Consider the following 19,483-nt stretch of genomic DNA (forward strand, 5'->3'; position numbering starts at 1 on the left):
TTGTTGAGTCTAAAACCATGCCTGCTGGCTGACGATTTTTCACCATTATAGCATGGATTTTTCGTTGCTGTGGAATAAATTCAGTAAATTTCAGAATATGGCTGGTATTGTGCGAAAATGTTATAATAAATCTGTAATTATGACGGAAATGTTAAGTGTGTGATTACAAAGTAATATTACAGCAGATTATATAAAATAAACAAAAAAATCCTTTGTTTATTCACAAAAAATTAATACATTTTACTATAAAAAGTTGATGTGGGGGACATATGCGTATTGACATGAAATCAAAATTAGAGTATTATTTTTAACAGAAATGTAACATTTTGTCATGGTTTTTAATAAATAGGTACGAAAAGATGAGAATTAACAGAAGAAATAATCGTTTTTCCCATATGAGAAGAGGTTTATTCAGTTATAGATATATGAAACGTAATCTGCTTGTAGCAGCAGCTACGATCGTTACGGCAGCAGGAATCGGACTCGTTGTTAAGTATGGGGAGGCGTTGGATCACAACCCTGCTTACCTGAACAGTCAGACCGTTCAGACTGCTGAAGTGGAGACAACCAGTGAAGAGGTTGCTTCTGTCGATACGACTGTACTTCAGAACAACAGTACAACCAAGAAGGCTGCACAGAAGAAGACAGTAGTAGCAAAAGCAGAAGAGAAGTCCGAATTTGATGGTAAATTTATCGCCAAGATTGACGATACATTAAATATCCGTGAGGAAGCATCGACGGATTCTGATATTGTTGGAAAGCTGTTTGATGGTAATGTAGGTGATGTTCTGGAAACAGATGGTGACTGGGTGAAAATTTCCTCCGGTGATGTAACGGGATATGTAAACAGGGATTATATTCTGACCGGTAAGGATGCAGAGACATATGCGGCAGATTATAAGAAAGTGCTTGGAACAGTAACGGATGATACCGTCCGTGTACGTGCAGAGAAGTCAACAGATTCTGATATTCTTGAGCTGGTAGCAAAGGATACGGTTCTTCCTGTAGAGGAACAGGATAAGAACTGGGTTCAGGTAACACTGGCAAATGATGTTACCGGGTACATAGCAGCAGATTATATCACAGTTGCAGAGTCTTATGAGTACGCAATGACAATCGATGATTATACAGCAATGGTTGATGCAGAGACACAGAAAACAATAGAAGTTGCATCTGCAGAAGAAGAGGTTGCATCCGAAGAAGCATCAGAACCTGAGGTTATGTCAGTAGATGAGCCGACAACGGACGATACGACAGAAACACCGACGACAGAAGAGGTGACCACAGAGGCTCCGACAACGGAAGAACCTGTTACAGAAGCACCAACAACAGAGGAAGCGACGACAGAAGCATCTTCTGTAGATCCATCTCAGTATGATGATGCTTATCTGCTTGCCTGTCTGGTCAGCATGGAAGCTGGATATGAGCCATACGAAGGTCAGCTTGCAGTTGCAAATGTGGTTCTGAATCGTGTAAAGAGTGGTAGCTGGGGCAATTCAATCTCATCTGTTATTTATGCACCAAATCAGTTTCCGATGGCAACCGGAAGTGTGATGCAGGGATATCTGCAGAACGGACCGCTGTCTACTGCACAGCAGGCTGCAGATGATGCATTAGCAGGAAATAATAATATTGGATCTTTTATGAGTTTCTTGAATGTGAATTATATTGATACGGATTCCTTATCCGATTATACGGTTATTGGAAATCATTGTTTTTATTAATAAGTGAATGGATGTAAGAGATATGTTGAGGCAGATGAATGTAAAAGATAATTATAACGATGCTCAGACAACTCAGAAGAACAGAAGGTACATGCATGGTATGATGTACCTTCTGTTGTTTCTGTTTTGTCTGGGCTTTTATATTGTAAATATGATAATAAACGGACAGTATCCATTTGGAAGCCACAGCTTTCTGTATCAGGATGCATATGATCAGTATACAGGAATGCTGCAGACCTTTCTGGAATGGCTGCATTCCGGAGATAAAAGTACCTTTTTGTGGGATCATGGTCTGGGAATGGACATGCTTTTAAATATGTTTTATTACTGTATGAGTCCGTTTAATATCATAGCAGTAATATGCGGATCCGGACATGTGGAGCTGGCAATGGTTATTATGATCGTTGTCAAAGCTTCTCTGCTTGCTCCTTCGGGACTGTATTTTTTCAGACGTACAGAGTTGAAACGGTATGCAGATGAAGAAACTGGTCGTGGCTGGCAGACAGCAGTTGAAATTGTTTTGTCTCTGTCGTATGCACTGTGCGGATTTGTGCTGGTATATGAGCACAATGTGATCTGGCTGGATGGTCTGATCCTTGTACCGTTTCTTGCGATCGCAGTAGAACGGATGGCTGCCGGTAAGGGAAAGATTGCTTATACAGTGCTGCTTGCGGTTGGATTTATCGTGAATTTTTATTTTGCCTTTTATCTGTGCCTGTTTATCGTGCTGTATTTCCTGTTACAGGACTGGAAAACTCTTCGTGAATTTGGCAGGGGGATTCTCCGGTTTCTGATCTGGTCCGTTATAGCAGGGATGATCGCAGGTGTGGTACTGGTTCCTGCTTTTTATGCAGTGTTGCATTTGTCCGGGGCAGGAAGTATGGATGATAAGCTGCCGTGGTATCAGCTTGGTAATATCGGTAATTTTATCAATTCATTTTACCCGTTGAATAAGGTGACGACAGGCAATCTGTTTAATCATAATAATTATTGTGGCACACTGATTGTATTGCTTGTGATCCTGTTGTTCTTTATGAAGAAGATAGAATGGACCTGGAAGCTCCGGTATCTGACAGTTCTGATATTTCTTGCATTTGCAATGAATCAGGCAGGACTGAATTATGTGCTTCATGGATTCGCAGTCACACACGGTATGGGAAATCGTTTTGCATTTATCTGGACATTTTTGCTGCTTGGGGCAGCCTATGTATGTCTGTTGAATATAAAGAAGATCCGGATGTGGCAGGCAGGAGCAGCATTTGGAAGCTGCCTTGTATTGTTTCTGCTGGAGCTGTTCTTCAATCGCGATGAAACAAATCCAAATTCCTATGTAGCGGTACTCATATTTATCGTTGCTTATTTTGGTTTGTTTGTCTTTGCACTCCGGAAAAGCATCAAATGGAAGACCTTTTATATATGGGTGGTCAGCCTTTGGATCATAGAGCTGGTGTTAAATGGCAGCTATGTACTGAGTGCAAAGGGAAATAACAGAAGTCTTACAGATGATATAAAACAGACATCCAGGGAAACGGCATATGCAGAATGTGATCTGGAAGCCGGAGAACGTAAGACGGCATTGTATTCCTATGATTATCTGCAGTTATCAAATACAAACTGCTATTCCTCCATGGCAAATGGTTCTGCCATTGATTCCTTTGTTAGTCTTGGATTATCACATTATCAGAATATAGAGTATACCTACAGAAGAACGACTCCGGTTACAGCACTGATGTATAATGTCCGGTATATTATGACAAATGAATTAGGAGCAGCAGGTGGATATCATATGGTGGCAGCACCGGATGGAACATATGGATATCTGTATGAGGCGGATGCTCTTGCAGGGATGGGCTTCCTTCTGGATGAGGACATTCTGAACTGGAGTGGAGAGAGGAGTGCAGCCGAAAATCAGAATGAACTGGTAATGCTTGGAATGGGTCAGCCGGAGCTTTCAGATCTGTTTGAGAAGAAGACTCTTACAGATGATATGATCTCATTTACCGGCCTGGATGCAGCAAAGCAGGGCGATGGTGTCTATGCTTATACAGCTCAGGCGGATATTGCAACCTCCATGATAGTTTCCTATAAAGCAGAACAGGCAGAGGATCTGTATGTAGAGTGTTCGGACACCAGATTGCAAGGCGTTGATGTTTATGTGAATGGTCAGCAGGTTGTTGGCTCGGTCTATCCGGAATCAGCAGGCATGATACATATTGGAAATGTAAATGCAGGAGATGAGGTTAAGCTGCGATTTGCTACAGGAGCAGCTATGAATGAATCGGGCATAAAGACAGTTGCCTTGTATGCGATAAACGAGGAAACGGTTCAGGCATTTAAAGAGTATGTGTTAAAGAATACAATGGAATTTGATGGGTATGACGGCAATTGCTTAAATGGACATATAACAGCGGACAAGGCTGGAATCCTGTATTTGGCGGTTCCGTACAATGAAGGCTTTACGGCTACTGTAGATGGGAAAAAGTTGGCTCCTGTAAAGATTGGAACCGGCCTGATGGGCGTTCCGGTTGAAGCAGGTGACCATGTAATTATGCTGACTTACCATACACCTTATCTGATGGTGGGCGTATGCCTGTCTGGAATTGGAATATTGATACTGGCAGGATATATGGTGATCTGCCGAAAAAAATCATCTGATAGATGACGGATACAAGTTATCAGCTTATAGGAATGCAGATATTGAAAAACAGATCATAATAAATTCTTATAATAAAAACAGGCAACCTGAGTGCGGTCGCGCAGGTCAAGCTTCATAAGGATGTTACTGAGATAATTGCGGACGGTTCCTTCCGAGAGGAAGAGCTGCTCCGCAATTTCTTTGTTGTTCAGACCGTCTGCAACCAGCCGTATCAGTTCAAATTCCTTTTCCGTAAGATTGTAGGACAGGTAATCAAAATGATCATCAGCCTGTAATAGGGTTGGGATCTTGTTCATGATCTCATTTCCAAAAACAGTTTGTCCGTTGTGTACGGCAGTGATCGCAGATGCAACTGTCTCGAAATCCTGTTTTAAGATGTATCCCTTTGCGCCGGTCCGGATGGCTTTGATGATATAGTCATCATCGGCGAAGGTAGTAAGTAACAGAATCTTTGCGTCAGGGTGTCCGGTGATGATCTCTTTCGATGCGGTCAGACCATCCATGCCCTCCATACGGATATCCATTAACAGAACATCGGGAATGTATGTATCGTACAGGAAGATGGCGTCGTGACCATTTGCGCCGGTCGCAAGTACGGTAATATCTGAGTAAGATTCTAATATGATCTTTAAAGATGCACTGACAAATGCATCATCATCAACAATTATAATATTCATGCAGTTCAATCTCCTTTTCGTGTGCGTTTTGGAATACTGACAAACAGGCGGAAGCCGGAATCGGTTGTGATCTGTAAAGTACCGGATAAGGCTTGGACTCGCTCCCGGATGTTAGTAAGTCCGATGCCTGAGGAGTCTGTATGGTGAATGTCTGTTCCGTTATCATGGATCATCAACTGATAGAGACCCGGATGTTCCCGGATCAGAATCGAGAGCTGATCGCCGTTGCTGTGCTTTACGGCATTAGTGATCGCTTCTTTGGCAATGCTGATAAGGCAGTATTTGATATCCTTTGGAACAATGTTGCTCATATCATATTCAAATGAAGTATGAAAGCCTGTTATATCATTCAACATATCCTGAATGGCACCTTTTGTATCGATAGATTCATCGTGGAGGTCGTGGACACTTGACCGTATGTTGTTCATGGCAGTATCCAGCGTTGCACGGAGATCGGAAAGTGGATTGGTAAGAACCGGTTCTTTGTTGATCGTCTGGATCGCACCTACCTGAAGAATGGATCTTGTGAGCATGTGACCGACATTATCATGGATCTCTCTGGCGATACGGTTTCGCTCTTTTAGGGTTGCGGTATAGATCCTGTTATCCTGTTCCTTCTGGATCATGTGAATCCGTTCCCTTGCCAGAAGCTCGTTTGTCTCCGATGTATCCGTAAGGTGTTTCATTTGTTGATGAAGGGTGGCAAGCTCTGTGGTCAGATATCCGTACAAGATGCTGCACAGACAGAGAACACATATTAAAAGAAGTGTTTCCGCAGAAAATTTTGTGACTGCAAAAATGATGGAAAGAATCCCGAGGGAAGCAGTATAACAGACCGGCCGTCTGCTCAGATAGAAGCAGAAAAGCGGAAGAAATACAACAAGTTCAGGAATCATACAGCACAGAATAAATATGCCTGCATGGATCAGAGTCAGAGATGCAGGTGAGAGTCTGTCAGCAATCAGCATCGTGCCAAAGGCTAGAATGATCGTAAGCAGGATATATATTACGCTGTGTGTGGATATCGAAAAAGTGTGAATACACATAATACAGCATATTGCAAATATAAGCAGTCGTGTCAGAATTTGCTTCATAACTTCCCCTTGTATATGGACCGGTCACGCGAGGGTCAGGTAATTGCGTGAACCGGATCGGATTCATAAGTGACGATATTAGTATACCTGTTGAAAAATACAGCGTCAATTGACTACAGTTGAAAAACCCCGGATTTTAAAAGAATGTGACAAATGTCATATTATGGATGTGAAGATTGGCACTGAACAGAATTGTCCTGGTATGGTAGAATGACAGCATAACATAGAAAACATGCGATGGGTTTCAGGTGCGATGCCGGAAGAAACGATAGCATCCGAATAGAAAATGAATGAGGAGACAGTTATGGAATATGCGATTGAAGTAAAAGATCTGGTGAAACGATATAAAGATTTTGTGGCATTATCACACTTTGATCTGGAGGTAAAAGAGGGCGAGATCTTCGGTCTGCTTGGACCGAATGGATCGGGCAAGACGACGACGATCAATTGTATCTTGTCGCTGCTTACATATGATCAGGGCGATGTCCGGGTATTTGGTAAGAAGATGACATCGACGAGCTACGATCTGAAACGGGAGATTGGTGTTGTAATGCAGAATGTGGCTGTATTTGACGAAATGACGGTATATGAGAATATTGATTATTTCTGTGGACTGTATATCAGGGATAAAGAGATGAGAAAACAGTATGTAGAGGATGCGATCGCATTTGTCGAGCTTCAGGACTATAAGAAGTTCCTGCCGAAAAAGCTGTCAGGAGGACTTCTCAGACGATTAAATATTGCATGTGGAATTGCACACAAACCAAAGCTGATTTTTTTTGATGAACCGACGGTGGCGGTAGATCCACAGAGCAGGAACAAGATCTTAGAGGGAATTGTCGAGCTTAATAAGAAGGGTGCAACGATCATTTACACTTCTCATTACATGGAAGAGGTAGAACAGATCTGTAGCCGTATATTGATCATGGATAAAGGACAAAAGGTCGCCCTTGGTACGAAGGAAGAACTGAAAAAAATGATAAAGAAGACGGAGAGTATCTTCATAGAAGCTCCGGCACTGACAGATGAACAACTGCTGGAGCTGAGACAGCTTCCGCATGTGTATGACAGTTCATACCAGGATGGAATGTTGAAACTGATCTACTCCGGTGGAAATCACAATCTGATCCGGGTTATGGAATATATGAAGGAGCATGCGGTACTATTTGGAAAAGTATATACTGAGCTTCCGAGTCTGAACGATGTGTTCCTTGAGATCACCGGAAAGACGCTTCGGGATTAGGAGGGGTGGATATGTTTTGGCATAATTTTAAATATGCAGGTAAAATGCTGATAAAAGGCAAAGATACATTGTTCTGGACGATACTGTTCCCGATCGCATTATTCACATTCATGTACATGGCATTTGGAAATATCATGGAAAAGGATGAAATGTTTAAAGATATCCCGGTTGCGGTTGTGAGGGATGGCGAGAACGATACAGCGCTTATGATGGTGCTGTCTACGCTCTCCATGGACGGCGAAGATAAACGGATCGACATGGAGGTGCTTAGCGAGAAAGAAGCACTTCAGAAGTTAAAGGATGAAGAAGTGACCGGTGTGATCTATACATCGGATGCGAGCCTGACAGTGAGGCAGAGTGACATCAAGGAGTCGATACTGGAATCAATCCTGAATCAGTATAAGCAGATGGAACAGATGTATCTGAATCTGATGCAGAAGGATCCGGAGGCTGCATCGGAGATCATTCAGAAGACAGTGCAGAGCGATGCGGTATATTATGAAGAGATTTCCACAACGGACGGATGTCAGGATGAGTATTATAATTATTTCTATGCAGTGCTTGCTATGAGTTGCCTGTTTTCTTCCTTTGCCGGAATCACAAGAATGCATAAGCTGCAGGCAAATGAAAGCGCACTTGGAATGCGTCGTTGTCTGTCACCGAATCCTAAACTTGTGACTGTTCTGGCGGAGTATCTGGCATTACTGCTGGTTCAGTTTGCCGCGGAGGTTATCACTGTGATCTATATGCGGCTGTTCGGTGTACAGTTTGGAACAAAGTATCCGGCTATTTTACTGGTACTCTTTATTGCATGTAATATCGGTATTGCCGGGGGAATGCTGCTTGGTTCCTGGTCAAAATGCTCATATGGAGGAAAGATTGGAATTGCGGTAGCGGCCAGCTTGACCTTCTCTTTTATGGCAGATCTGATGGTGCACGGAATTAAAAACAGTATTGAAGATAAACTTCCGATATTGAACCGGGTTAATCCGGCAGTGCTGGTAACGGACTGCCTTTATGCACTCAATGTATACGATAATTACGACCGTTATTTCAGAAATATCCTGATCTTAACCGGTATGGCTGTCTGTCTGCTTGGAGCGAGTATTCTGGTCTTAAGGAGGAATAAATATGCAAGTGTTTAAATCCTATTTTAAAATCTTAAATAAGAAAAAAGGCTCAATGCTGATGTATATTGGAATCTTTGCAGGCATTATATTTGGATTTATATTGCCGAATTCCGGTAAAACAGAAGATGAATATAAAAGCATGAAGTGTAAATTCGCCTGGTTTGATTATGACCAGACGGCAGAAAGTGAAGAACTGTTTTTGTATCTGGATCATGCACATAAACATGCTGAATTAAAAACAGATACAACGGAAGCGATGCAGGACAGTCTGTTTAACCGGAATACGGACTGTATCGTCCGCATTAAAAAGGGTTATGCGGATCATCTGGATAAGGAAGATCTGTCCGATTATATCGAGATCGTTGCAATTCCGAACCGGAGCAAGGTGGAACTGTTTGAATCGGGCGTGAATAAATACATCTCTTATTTGAATGCATATTTTGCAGCCGGATATGACCGGGCGGAGGCAGCAGCTCAGGTAAATGAACTGTTTCAGATCAGAACGAACGTAACAATGATAAGCGAAGACCATGGCGGAAAACATAGTACGAGATATACATTTTTCAGTTATCTGGGATGGATATTTGTGGTCATGATGATCGAAGGTGTAAGTCCGGTATTGATCGTATATGACAAAAAAGAATTAAGAGAACGGATCGCAAGCTCGGCATATAAATATTCCAATATGACAAAAGAAATCCTTCTTGGAACGATCGTAACAGGATTTCTTGGATGTGCTGTATTTGCGGTTGGAGGATGCTTTGTATTCAGAAAAGAAATGTTTACGGCAGCAGGACTTGGGAATCTGCTCAATATGGTCTGCTACATGTTTGTAGCCATGGCACTTGCCTTTCTTGCAAGTAAGATTGCCCGAAATGAGGAAGGTTTCAGTATGATCGGCAATATAGTGTCCCTTGGTATGGCGTTCCTGTCCGGCATCTTTGTTCCGGTGGAATTCCTTGGAGCAGGAGTCATTAAGCTGGCACATTTTCTTCCGGCTTACTGGTATGTCAAAGTTGTTGATCTTCTGGACTATGAGGCAAAGATACCATCGGAAGCATTCGTATATATGGGAATCGAGGTGCTCTTTGCAGCCGCCATCATCACGATTGCAATCGTGATCGATCGTACCAGAAACCACCGCCTGGTGGCGTGAAAATATCTAAAAAATGGAAGCGGTATTCCTGTTGTGAAGGAAACATATCTGGAAATCGATATATAAAACAAAATGGGAAATAGCATTACTATTATAAAGCAAGCCTTTTTTAACGCCGGTTCTTAGCGAGTCGCCATGGGCGAGGAGCTTAGTACCGTTGCGTTAAAATAGAGTGCGAACGACTTGCGGAATAATATGTAATGTATTTCCCATTTTATTTCAAAGATTTACGGAAGAAATTTCCTTTATAACAGGAATGCCGCTTCCATTTCAACTATTATTTGTCGTTGTTCTTGTTCTTCTCGTTCATCATTGCGCGGACTTTCATGGACAGACCGAACAGGTTGATGAATCCGGTTGCATCCTTATGGTCGTACAGCTCACCGGTAGTGAAGCTTGCAAGACTCTCAGAATACAGAGAATATGGAGAAGTTGTTCCGGCTTTGATGATATTTCCCTTGTACAGTCTCATCTTAACCTGACCGGTAACTGTCTCCTGTGTCTTTTCAACAAATGCCTGAAGTGATTCACGAAGAGGGCAGAACCACTTTCCTTCGTATACAAGATCGGCAAACTTGGTTGCTACGAGCTTCTTGTATGCAAGTGTTTCACGATCCAGAGTCAGCTCCTCTAACTGCTTGTGAGCTTCCATCAGAATTGTTCCGCCGGGAGTCTCATAAACACCACGGGACTTCATGCCGACAACACGGTTCTCAACGATATCGATAATACCGATACCATGTTTGCCACCTAAACGGTTTAATTCACGAATGATATCAGAAACTTTCATCTTTGTACCATTAATAGCAGTTGGGATACCCTTTTCAAAATCAAGTGTCAGATATTCATCCTCATCCGGTGCCTTTTCAGGGGTAACACCGAGAACCAGAAGATCATCGTAGTTTGGTTCGTTTGCAGGATTCTCCAGTTCCAGACCTTCATGGCTGATGTGCCAGATATTACGGTCACGGCTGTAAGAATGAGCAGCATCAAATGGAAGATTAATACCATGTGCCTGACAGTATGCGATCTCCGCATCACGGGAATCCAGCTTCCATTCCGGCTGTCTCCATACAGCGATAACCTTGATGTCAGGAGCAAGAGCCTTAATTGAAAGCTCAAATCTTAACTGGTCATTTCCTTTTCCTGTTGCGCCGTGACAGATCGCAACAGCGCCTTCCTTACGAGCAACCTCAACTAATTTCTTAGCGATCAGAGGTCTTGCGAAAGAAGTACCGAGTAAATATTTATTCTCATATACAGCATCTGCCTGAACGGTTGGCATGATGTATTCATCACATAATTCATCAACAACATCCAGAATGTATAACTTGGAAGCCCCTGAATATTTTGCTCTTTCATCCAGTCCTTCCAGCTCACTTTCCTGTCCTACGTCGATGCAGGCGCAGATAACATCGTAATCATAAGTTTCTTTTAACCAAGGGATGATAGCTGTTGTATCAAGACCGCCTGAGTATGCAAGAACAACTTTGTCTTTTGCCATTTCTAAATCCTCCTTAAATTCATAAAGTTTTACCTGCAAATAAATATATAACGGTAATGAATATTATGCAAGTATTTTTGGAAAATGCTGGTCTGAAAATCGGACTTTGAAAGGAATATTGGTTGTAAATTGCACTTTTTTATTGTATCATGTAAATAATAATGTCGTAAAATAAGTTGCAGAGAGGATGTCTTTATTTATATGGATAAGAAGACTACACAATTCGATCAACGTCTATCCGAATATCGGGACAGACTGTTACAACGGAATAAGGAAATGACGACTGACGATGATGACCGGATCGATGCGATCATCAATGGAAGTGCAGATACAGAGGAAATGGAGGCTCCTGCGGGTATGAATGAGATACAGGAGCAGTCGGAGACATCGGAGAAGGAAGATACACAGAGAGCGCCGGAACCGGTGTCGGAATCGTATAAAGAGTATGCGGACAAGCTGGAATCTGTATTACAGGAAGTCGGCGTATCAAAGAAACCGGAGAAAAAGGAAGAAAATAAAAAAGAAGAGAAGAAAATCGAAAAGAAAGCTGAAAAGAAAAATGATATTGAAGCTGCTGCAGAACGGGAACGGAAACGGCTGGCAAGAAAGAATGCAGGACTTGACAAAGAAGAGACTTTGGAACTGACAGAAGAGCCGGAACCGGAAGAAGCTGATTATGATGATGACTCTTCGGATGATTTTATGGAAGAAGATGGCGGACGCACATCAGCAGCCAAGGAGAATCTTCAGAATATATTGTTTGGCGCCGGCCGGGCATTTCAGAATCTGAAAAAGGAACAGGAAGAGAAAGAGGATAAGGACAGGGAACGGAAACAATCTGGAACTGTATCTGTTGTTAATCGTTGGCTGATCGTCGGAGTTGTCCTTTTGATTGTCTTTATCGTGCTGACGATAAGTTATATTGGAGCAAACAAATCATACAAATATAACCAGATGGATATCCGTCCGATTGCGGAATCAGACCTGACAGTGAATGATGGCGTGGAAGATGCGACGAAAGGATATACAACGATCGCATTGTATGGTGTGGATTCCAGAGACGCCAATCTGAATACAGGAACCAACAGTGATACGATCCTTCTTGTCAGTATCAATAATGACACAAAGGAAGTAAAGTTGGTATCCGTGTACAGAGATACATTGTTTGAGATCCAGGGTGAGACACCGGTTACACAGAAGGTAAATTACGCATATCAGTTGGGCGGAGCATTAATGTCCATTAACACACTGAACACGAATCTGGATCTGAAGATCACAGATTATATAACGGTAGATTTTAATGCGATGTCAAGCATTATCAATGCACTTGGTGGTGTGGAGATAACGATCGAAGAGGAAGAAGTCAACAGCCTGAATAAGAATCTGGCAGAACAGATCGCAATATCAGGAGAATACTCCAATGGTGTTCATTCTGCGGGAAAACAGCTCCTGAATGGTCAGCAGGCAGTAGCCTATACCAGGATCCGGAGCAATGCAAAGGGTGATATTACCAGAACCGAACGACAGAGAATCGTTTTGTTAGGTCTGATCAACAAGCTGGGAAATGCAGGAGGCGATACGATCCGCAATCTGCTGGATGTATCCTTTAACTGTATCTCTACTAGTCTTACAAAGACAGAGGCGGAGAAGCTTGCGAAGAATGTTGCTTCTTACAAGATCACAGGCAATACGGGCTTTCCATTTGCCTATAGCTTCGCATCCCTTGAGGATAAGGGCAGTGTGATCGTGCCTGCAGATATGGCGGCAAATGTAACAGCACTTCATGCATGGCTGTATGGAGATAGCGGATATTCGGTATCGACAATGGCGGCTGCGATCAGTAAAACGATTGCTGATGAAACCGGTGTGGCATCAGCAGGCAGCATTGATATCGAGCAGGCGGTCAGTGAAGTTACGACTGAGTCGACGGAGTCTGCTTCAGAAGCTGGAAACGGTACAGAAGAAGATGATTCATCGGATGTGAAGACGATCACAACACCTCCGGAGGGTATGATAGAAAATGAATAGTCGGCAGATGCCGGGTAAATAGATTCAGACAGAGAACCTGAGAACTGTATCCGATGCGGTTTTCAGGTTCTTTTTCACAAGAACGAAGAAAGACAGGTATCATGCATATGAGAAAACGATGGTGGATATCCGGGATTCTGACTGTTGTTCTGACAGCAGGATTTGGAATCGGAAATGCCGGAAACGGTAACCAACAACTGAATATGGTAGAGCAGGATGCAATCACCCATGTATACGCGGCAGAGCTTCCGGATGAAGAAACAGAGATCATTCCGTTTCGTGGAAGAGAAAGTTATATCTTGTCAGAGTGGGAACTGGAAACAGAAGGTAAGCTGGAGCAGGCAGCTATGGTAAAACAGTACATATCTACGATGACACTGTGGGAGAAGGTGTGCCAGATGATCATTGCCGATCCGGAAAATCTGGTCACAACACATGATGTCACAAAAGTGGATGCGGAAATGAAGCAGGCACTTGCAGACTATCCGGTAGGCGGGATCATGCTGAAGTCCAGAAATATCGAAAACAAAAAGCAATTAAAGAAACTGCTTAAAAATTTGCAGAAGCAATCGGAGATCGCATTATTCCTTGCGGTTGATGAAGAAGGCGGAAATGTCAGCCGGGTACTGTCGAACCTCGGAAACCGGGAAGGCGGGACGATCGATCCGATGTATGAATATAAGGATGATGGTACGGATACGGCATTTGAAAATGCGAGGGAGCTTGGTAGCAATCTGGCATATTATGGGTTTAATCTGGATTTCGCACCGGTGGCTGATGTGTGGTCGAATCCTAAGAATACCGTGATCGGAAAACGGGCATACAGTGATGATTATGAACAGGCGGCGGAGCTGATTCCGTATGCAGTGGAGGGCTTTCATGCCGGTGGCGTGATGTGCACCTTGAAGCATTTTCCGGGACACGGGGATACCGTTGAGGATTCCCATTATGGAACGGCATATGTAAGGGGAACGCTGCAAGAACTGGAAACGCAGGAGTTTGTTCCGTTTCGGGCAGGAATCCGGGCAGGGGCCGATTGTGTTATGATCGGGCATCTGGTAGTGCCTGACATATCAGATCAGCCGGCGGATCTCTCGGAAACACTGGTTACAGACTGCCTGCGAAACGAGCTGGCCTTTCATGGACTAATCATCACAGACTCCTTTCAGATGGAAGCGATCACGGATCATTATGAACCGGGAGAAGCAGCAGTGCTGGCAATCCGGGCAGGGGTGGATCTGATCCTTGAACCGGAAGAACTTGGGGAAACGGTTGAAGGGATTCTGACTGCGTTAGACAAGGGAGAACTGACAGAGAAGCGGATCGATGAAAGCGTGGAACGGATACTGATGGCAAAACAGGTAAATGGAATCCAGATAGATCATAAAATTGAGAAACAATAGTAACACAATTCAAAAACATGATATAAAATGATGAAAATATCAGAAAAAATTATGAGTAAAAATGCAATTCATGGGGATAAAACCACTTGAGTTGCATTTTTTAATATATAAATACGATAAATTGTAAATACAAAATGCTTTACAAAATTAAGTTTACAAACTATCTGACAATTTGACGAAAAAAGTTGTTTACAAACGGGAAAAAAGATAGTATGATTACAAATCATAAAAACACAGAGCTGTATTTGAGAAATACTATCAGATGATCGGGCAGTAGGATCTCAACAGGCACTGGCAATAAGTTGGAAAGGAAAACGAGCATGGAAGATAACAGAAATGTAGAAAATCCAGGGTTATACCGTGAAGAATATGAACATGATAACTGCGGTATCGGTGCTGTTGTGAATATCAAGGGCATTAAGACACATGAGACCGTAAATAATGCGTTAAAGATTGTTGAAAATCTGGAACACAGAGCAGGAAAAGATGCAGAAGGAAAAACCGGTGACGGTGTAGGTATCCTTCTTCAGATCTCACACAAGTTTTTCAGAAAAGCCGTTGCAGAACTCGGATATGATCTGGGGAAGGAACGGGATTATGGTGTTGGTATGTTTTTCTTTCCACAGGATGAACTGTCAAGAAAACAGGCAATGAAGATGTTCGAGGTTATTGTCGAGAAAGAAGGACTGGAGTTCTTATGCTGGAGAATGGTTCCGACGACTCCGGGTATCCTCGGTAAGAAAGCTATTGATGTTATGCCATGTATCATGCAGGCGTTTATCAAGAGACCGGCAACCGTAAAAGCAGGACTTGATTTTGACCGGAAACTGTATTTTGTTAGAAGAATATTTGAAGAAAGTAACGATGATACCTATGTGCCATCACTTTCCAGCAAGACGATCGTATATAAAGGTATGTTCTTAGTTGGAGAGCTTCGTAAGTTCTATAACGACCTTCAGGATCCGGATTATGAATCAGCAATCGGACTTGTACATTCAAGATTCTCAACGAATACAACGCCTAGCTGGCTTCGTGCACATCCATACCGTTATCTTTGCCACAATGGTGAGATCAATACGATCCGTGGAAATGAAGATAAGATGATCGCCAGAGAAGAGACAATGGAATCCACGATCATGCAGGATGAGATGTACAAGGTTATGCCTGTACTTGATCCAAATGGTTCCGATTCCGCCAGACTGGATAACTGTCTGGAGTTCCTGGTATTAAATGGCATTCCGCTTCCACTTGCCGTTATGATCACGATTCCGGAGCCTTGGGAGAATGACCGATTTATGAGTCAGGAGAAAAAGGACTTCTATCAGTATTATGCAACTATGATGGAACCTTGGGACGGACCTGCATCGATCCTGTTCACAGACGGAGATATCATGGGTGCAGTGCTCGACCGTAACGGACTCAGACCTTCCAGATATTATATAACAGATGATGATTACCTGATCCTTTCCTCAGAGGTTGGTGTATTAGAGGTCGATCCGTCAAAGATCGTAAAGAAGGATCGTTTAAGACCGGGACGTATGCTTTTAGTTGATACGGTAAACGGCCGTCTGATCTCTGATGATGAGATCAAAGAAAAATATGCAAAAGCAAAACCATATGGTGAATGGCTCGACAGTAATCTGGTCAAGTTAAATGACCTGAAGATCCCGAACATCCGTGTAGAGGAATATACCGATGAAGAACGGGCAAAGCTTCAGAAAGCATTTGGTTATACATTTGAGGACTTTAAGAATACGATCTATCCAATGGCTGAAAAAGGTGCAGAAGCGATCAGTGCAATGGGAACGGATACTCCGCTTGCTGTACTTTCAAACAGTGACAAGCCATTGTTTAACTATTTCAAACAGTTATTTGCTCAGGTAACGAATCCTCCGATTGATGCGATCCGTGAGGAGATCGTTACATCAACTTCCGTATATCTTGGAAAGGATGGCAACATTCTGGAAGAGAAGCCGGAAAACTGTCATGTATTAAAGATCCATAATCCAATCCTTACAAATACTGATATTTTAAAGATCAAGAACATGAAGGTAGAAGGATTGAAGGTCGGCGTTCTTCCAATCCTTTACTATAAGAATACATCACTGGAAAAAGCGTTAGACCGGTTGTTCGTAGAAGCAGACAAGCTGTACCGTGATGGTGTAAATATCCTGATCCTGTCAGACCGTGGTGTCGATGAAACACATGTTGCGATTCCTTCCTTATTAGCAGTTTCGGCTATGCAGAAGCATCTGGTAAGGACCAAGAAGAGAACTTCGGTTGCAATCATTCTGGAGAGTGCCGATCCTAGAAATGTGCATCATTTTGCAACCCTGCTTGGTTACGGTGCCTGTGCTGTCAACCCATATCTGGCAATTGAGACGATCAAACAGATGGTAGACAGTCATCTGTTAAATAAGGATTTCAATGCGGCTGTTGATGATTACAATGCAGCGATCATGCATGGCATCGTAAAGATCGCATCCAAGATGGGCGTATCAACGATCCAGTCTTACATGGGATCCCAGATCTTTGAATGTATCGGACTTTCCAAAGAGGTCGTTGATAAATATTTCACAAATACAGTAAGCTGCGTAGGCGGTTCCGGTATCAAGGAGATCGAGAAGACCGTGGATGCCCTTCATTCATCTGCATTTGATCCGCTTGGCCTGGATACTAATCTTGCACTGACAAGCATCGGTGCACATAAGTTCAGAAGCGGTAAGGAAGAGCATCTGTATAATCCACAGACGATCTACCTGCTGCAGCAGGCGACCAGAAGAGGAGATTACAGCCTGTTCAAGCAATATACCGCATGTCTGGAAGATGAGACAAAACCATTCCATTTGAGAGGACTGATGGAATTCAAATATGCTGAGAATCCAATTCCGCTGGAAGAGGTAGAACCGGTAGAATCCATTGTAAAACGTTTCAAGACCGGAGCAATGAGTTATGGTTCCATTTCACAGGAAGCACATGAATGTATGGCGATCGCAATGAATACGATCGGTGGTAAATCCAATTCCGGTGAAGGTGGAGAGTCGATCGACCGATTAACAATAGGAAAAGACGGTAAGAACCGTTGCTCCGCGATCAAGCAGGTAGCATCTGGACGATTCGGTGTTACATCCAGATATCTGGTCAGCGCAAAAGAGATCCAGATCAAGATGGCACAGGGCGCAAAGCCGGGTGAAGGTGGACATCTTCCTGGTGGAAAGGTATATCCATGGATCGCAAAGACTCGGTTATCTACTCCGGGTGTCAGCCTGATCTCACCACCACCACATCATGATATTTATTCGATCGAGGATCTGGCACAGTTGATCTACGATTGCAAGAATGCAAACCGTGATGCAAGAATCTCTGTAAAACTGGTATCAGAAGCCGGTGTTGGTACAGTTGCAGCCGGTGTTGCAAAGGCAGGAGCACAGGTTATCCTCATCTCCGGTTACGATGGTGGTACCGGTGCAGCACCAAATAACTCCATTCATTATGCAGGACTTCCTTGGGAGCTTGGTCTGGCAGAGACACACCAGACATTGATCAAGAATGATCTTCGTAACAAGGTTATCCTTGAAACCGATGGTAAGCTGATGACCGGACGTGATGTTGCAATCGCAGCCATGCTTGGTGCAGAGGAATTCGGATTTGCAACAGCTCCGCTGGTAACCATGGGTTGTGTAATGATGCGGGTATGTAATCTGGATACCTGTCCGGTTGGTATCGCTACACAGAATCCGGAGCTTCGTAAGAGATTCAAAGGCAAACCGGAATATGTCATCAACTTTATGAAATTTATTGCAGAGGAGCTTCGTGAATATATGTCGAAGCTTGGTGTCAGAACGGTGGATGAACTGGTAGGACGTTCCGATTTGTTATATGCAGGAAAGGGAGCAGAGGACAGAAATGTTGATCTGTCACTGATCATCAATAATCCATATATTGACGCACCTCAGAATAAGATCAAATATAACGAGAAGCATCCATATGACTTCCAGCTTGAAAAGACGATCGATATGCGTGTTCTGTTAAAGAAACTTGGACCTGCTCTTGAAAAGGGACAGAAGAAGAGTATCGAGATCGATGTTGTGAATACCGATCGTTCCGTTGGTACGATCTTCGGATCAGAGATCACAAAGCGCTATGGAGATACCTTGGAGGATGATTCTTACCTTGTAAAATGTAATGGTGCAGGTGGACAGAGCTTTGGTGCATTTGTACCAAAGGGACTTACCTTAGAGCTTGTCGGAGACAGCAATGACTACTTCGGAAAAGGACTTTCCGGTGGTAAGCTGATCGTATATCCGCCACGTTCCGCAAAATTTGTCCATGAAGACAATATTATTATCGGTAATGTAGCACTTTACGGAGCAACCAGTGGCAAGGCATATATCAACGGCGTTGCCGGTGAGCGATTTGCAGTTCGTAACTCCGGAGCAACCGCAGTTGTTGAAGGTGTCGGCGATCATGGTTGTGAATATATGACAGGTGGTAAGGTGGTAGTCCTTGGACGCACCGGAAAGAACTTTGCAGCCGGCATGAGTGGTGGTATCGCATATGTTCTTGATATGGAGAATGACCTGTATAAGCGTCTGAATAAGGAAATGATCCATGTGGAAGCAGTATCCGACAAATATGAGATCGGTGAACTGAAGCAGATGATCATGGATCATGTAAATTATACAAATTCAGAGATTGGAAAACGAATCCTGGATAAGTTTAATGAGTATCTTCCAAAATTCAAGAAGATCATTCCAAAGGATTATGAGAAGATGATGAACACCATTGTTGCGATGGAAGAAAAGGGTTTGACCAGTGAACAGGCAACGATCGAAGCATTCTACAAGATTAAAAATGGAGGTAAATAG

At 43.1% G+C, this 19,483-nt stretch carries 11 protein-coding genes; 8 read left to right on the forward strand and 3 right to left on the reverse strand.

Annotated features, from left to right (window positions below):
* The first annotated feature begins 359 nt into the window (after positions 1–359).
* Positions 360–1,724, forward strand: coding sequence for a cell wall hydrolase (locus DWY07_RS11685; protein ID WP_117823288.1), 1,365 nt, complete (start codon positions 360–362; stop codon positions 1,722–1,724).
* Positions 1,725–1,746: 22 nt separating this feature from the next.
* Complete coding sequence (locus DWY07_RS11690) at positions 1,747–4,386, forward strand: YfhO family protein (RefSeq protein WP_181983925.1); 2,640 nt, start codon at positions 1,747–1,749, stop codon at positions 4,384–4,386.
* A gap of 47 nt (positions 4,387–4,433) precedes the next feature.
* Here DWY07_RS11690 and DWY07_RS11695 read toward each other — a convergent pair whose 3' ends face one another.
* Both DWY07_RS11695 and DWY07_RS11700 read right to left on the reverse strand, forming a co-directional pair.
* Positions 4,434–5,057 carry a response regulator transcription factor gene (locus DWY07_RS11695; protein ID WP_117823292.1) on the reverse strand — a complete coding sequence of 208 codons (624 nt, stop codon included), beginning with the start codon at positions 5,055–5,057 and terminating at the stop codon, positions 4,434–4,436.
* A 5-nt stretch (positions 5,058–5,062) separates the two neighbouring features.
* On the reverse strand, positions 5,063–6,151 hold the full coding sequence (locus DWY07_RS11700) for a histidine kinase (RefSeq protein ID WP_117823294.1): 1,089 nt from the start codon (positions 6,149–6,151) through the stop codon (positions 5,063–5,065).
* Between the two features lie 304 nt (positions 6,152–6,455).
* On the opposite strand from DWY07_RS11700, the gene DWY07_RS11705 reads away from it, so the two are divergent.
* From DWY07_RS11705 to DWY07_RS11715, 3 genes are read left to right on the forward strand one after another with little or no spacing between them, the layout of a single operon-like run.
* On the forward strand, positions 6,456–7,394 hold the full coding sequence (locus DWY07_RS11705; RefSeq protein ID WP_242997354.1) for an ABC transporter ATP-binding protein: 939 nt from the start codon (positions 6,456–6,458) through the stop codon (positions 7,392–7,394).
* Positions 7,395–7,405: 11 nt separating this feature from the next.
* Positions 7,406–8,539: an ABC transporter permease gene (locus DWY07_RS11710; RefSeq protein WP_117823298.1), complete on the forward strand. Its 1,134-nt coding sequence runs from the start codon at positions 7,406–7,408 to the stop codon at positions 8,537–8,539.
* Positions 8,526–9,680, forward strand: coding sequence for an ABC transporter permease (locus DWY07_RS11715; protein WP_117823300.1), 1,155 nt, complete (start codon positions 8,526–8,528; stop codon positions 9,678–9,680). Before DWY07_RS11710 ends, DWY07_RS11715 begins: the two co-directional genes overlap by 14 nt.
* 277 nt (positions 9,681–9,957) lie before the next feature.
* Here DWY07_RS11715 and DWY07_RS11720 read toward each other — a convergent pair whose 3' ends face one another.
* The gene (locus tag DWY07_RS11720) at positions 9,958–11,184 is read right to left on the reverse strand and encodes an argininosuccinate synthase (RefSeq protein WP_021944730.1); all 1,227 of its coding nucleotides are present in this window, start codon (positions 11,182–11,184) and stop codon (positions 9,958–9,960) included.
* Positions 11,185–11,385: 201 nt separating this feature from the next.
* Between DWY07_RS11720 and DWY07_RS11730 the strand changes: the two genes are divergently transcribed.
* From DWY07_RS11730 to gltB, 3 genes are all read left to right on the forward strand, one after another.
* The gene (locus tag DWY07_RS11730) at positions 11,386–13,212 is read left to right on the forward strand and encodes an LCP family protein (RefSeq protein ID WP_181983926.1); all 1,827 of its coding nucleotides are present in this window, start codon (positions 11,386–11,388) and stop codon (positions 13,210–13,212) included.
* A gap of 107 nt (positions 13,213–13,319) precedes the next feature.
* Positions 13,320–14,615, forward strand: coding sequence for a glycoside hydrolase family 3 N-terminal domain-containing protein (locus DWY07_RS11735; protein WP_181983927.1), 1,296 nt, complete (start codon positions 13,320–13,322; stop codon positions 14,613–14,615).
* Positions 14,616–14,935: 320 nt separating this feature from the next.
* Complete coding sequence (gene gltB, locus DWY07_RS11740) at positions 14,936–19,483, forward strand: glutamate synthase large subunit (RefSeq protein ID WP_117823308.1); 4,548 nt, start codon at positions 14,936–14,938, stop codon at positions 19,481–19,483.

The organism is Clostridium sp. AF23-6LB, assembly GCF_003461085.1.
In the GTDB taxonomy this organism is placed as follows: domain Bacteria; phylum Bacillota; class Clostridia; order Lachnospirales; family Lachnospiraceae; genus Coprococcus; species Coprococcus ammoniilyticus.

Excerpts from the sequence above, each read along its gene's own strand:
- DWY07_RS11685 (WP_117823288.1), top strand. The coding sequence starts at position 360 with ATGAGAATTAACAGAAGAAATAATCGTTTTTCCCATATGAGAAGAGGT.
- DWY07_RS11690 (WP_181983925.1), top strand. The coding sequence starts at position 1,747 with ATGTTGAGGCAGATGAATGTAAAAGATAATTATAACGATGCTCAGACA.
- DWY07_RS11695 (WP_117823292.1), bottom strand. The coding sequence starts at position 5,057 with ATGAATATTATAATTGTTGATGATGATGCATTTGTCAGTGCATCTTTA.
- DWY07_RS11700 (WP_117823294.1), bottom strand. The coding sequence starts at position 6,151 with ATGAAGCAAATTCTGACACGACTGCTTATATTTGCAATATGCTGTATT.
- DWY07_RS11705 (WP_242997354.1), top strand. The coding sequence starts at position 6,456 with ATGGAATATGCGATTGAAGTAAAAGATCTGGTGAAACGATATAAAGAT.
- DWY07_RS11710 (WP_117823298.1), top strand. The coding sequence starts at position 7,406 with ATGTTTTGGCATAATTTTAAATATGCAGGTAAAATGCTGATAAAAGGC.
- DWY07_RS11715 (WP_117823300.1), top strand. The coding sequence starts at position 8,526 with ATGCAAGTGTTTAAATCCTATTTTAAAATCTTAAATAAGAAAAAAGGC.
- DWY07_RS11720 (WP_021944730.1), bottom strand. The coding sequence starts at position 11,184 with ATGGCAAAAGACAAAGTTGTTCTTGCATACTCAGGCGGTCTTGATACA.
- DWY07_RS11730 (WP_181983926.1), top strand. The coding sequence starts at position 11,386 with ATGGATAAGAAGACTACACAATTCGATCAACGTCTATCCGAATATCGG.
- DWY07_RS11735 (WP_181983927.1), top strand. The coding sequence starts at position 13,320 with ATGAGAAAACGATGGTGGATATCCGGGATTCTGACTGTTGTTCTGACA.
- gltB (WP_117823308.1), top strand. The coding sequence starts at position 14,936 with ATGGAAGATAACAGAAATGTAGAAAATCCAGGGTTATACCGTGAAGAA.